The sequence below is a fragment of the Mesorhizobium sp. ES1-1 genome (assembly GCF_020164785.1).
In the GTDB taxonomy this organism is placed as follows: Bacteria; Pseudomonadota; Alphaproteobacteria; order Rhizobiales; family Rhizobiaceae; genus Mesorhizobium.
Genome location: NZ_JAIUGX010000021.1, coordinates 5,001 through 6,180, shown reverse-complemented (window position 1 = coordinate 6,180; position 1,180 = coordinate 5,001). Strand labels below are relative to the sequence as shown.

General features: G+C 56.9%; 2 rRNA genes (1 of these 2 running past the window's edge). Both read right to left on the bottom strand.

Going from position 1 to position 1,180, the window contains the following annotated elements:
- Positions 1-37: 37 nt before the first annotated feature.
- Positions 38-152, bottom strand: a 5S ribosomal RNA gene (rrf, locus tag LB513_RS25085).
- A gap of 279 nt (positions 153-431) precedes the next feature.
- Positions 432-1,180: ribosomal RNA gene (locus LB513_RS25080) — 23S ribosomal RNA — on the bottom strand; it runs 2,074 nt beyond the window's last position.

The window sequence follows — 1,180 nt, the reverse complement described above, 5'->3', positions numbered from 1 at the left end:
GGTCCGTCTGGATCTGGGTTTAACGTGCGTTTGGCAGACCTGGCAGCGACCTACTCTCCCGCGTCTTGAGACGAAGTACCATCAGCGCTGGAGCGTTTCACGGCCGAGTTCGGAATGGGATCGGGTGCAGCCGCTCCGCCATAACCACCAGGTCGGCAAAACGCACGTTGTTCGAGAAGCTTTTGAACGAAGAGCGATGAGGGAGCAACCGATAGGGATAGCCCTATCTTCTGCTCTCTCGGAGCTGTTCGCTGGTCTTTGTGTGCCCTTGGCGTTCTTTTGGTCGTGGTGCCTTTCGAAGCGAAGCTTCGCAAGGTCGACCGACCGTCGGCGCCGATGCGCCGCACCCACGTAGCGCCGCCCGCAAGGGCGGAACAAGCGTGAGTGAGAACAGATCATCTGACTTTGTCAGATGAGCATAAGGAATGAGAACGATCAAGCCGATCGAACTATTAGTACCGGTAAGCTTCAAGCGTTGCCGCTCTTCCACACCCGGCCTATCAACGTGGTCGTCTTCCACGGTTCTCAGGGAATACTCGTTTTAAGGTGGGTTTCCCGCTTAGATGCCTTCAGCGGTTATCCCGTCCGGATATAGCTACCCTGCTATGCGGCTGGCGCCACAACAGGTCCACCAGAGATCCGTCCATCCCGGTCCTCTCGTACTAGGGACAGATCCTTTCAATATTCCTACACCCACGGCAGATAGGGACCGAACTGTCTCACGACGTTCTGAACCCAACTCACGTACCGCTTTAAATGGCGAACAGCCATACCCTTGGGACCTGCTCCAGCCCCAGGATGCGATGAGTCGACATCGAGGTGCCAAACAACCCCGTCGATATGGACTCTTGGGGGTCATCAGCCTGTTATCCCCGGCGTACCTTTTATTCGTTGAGCGATGGCCCTTCCACGCGGGACCACCGGATCACTATGACCGACTTTCGTCTCTGCTCGACTTGTCAGTCTCGCAGTCAGGCAGGCTTATGCCATTGCACTCAGCGAACGATTTCCGACCGTTCTGAGCCCACCATCGCGCGCCTCCGTTACTCTTTAGGAGGCGACCGCCCCAGTCAAACTACCCACCATACATTGTCCCGGACCCGGATAACGGGCCGCGGTTAGACATCCATAGTAATAAGGGTGGTATTTCAAGGGTGGCTCCACCCGAGCTGGCGCCCGG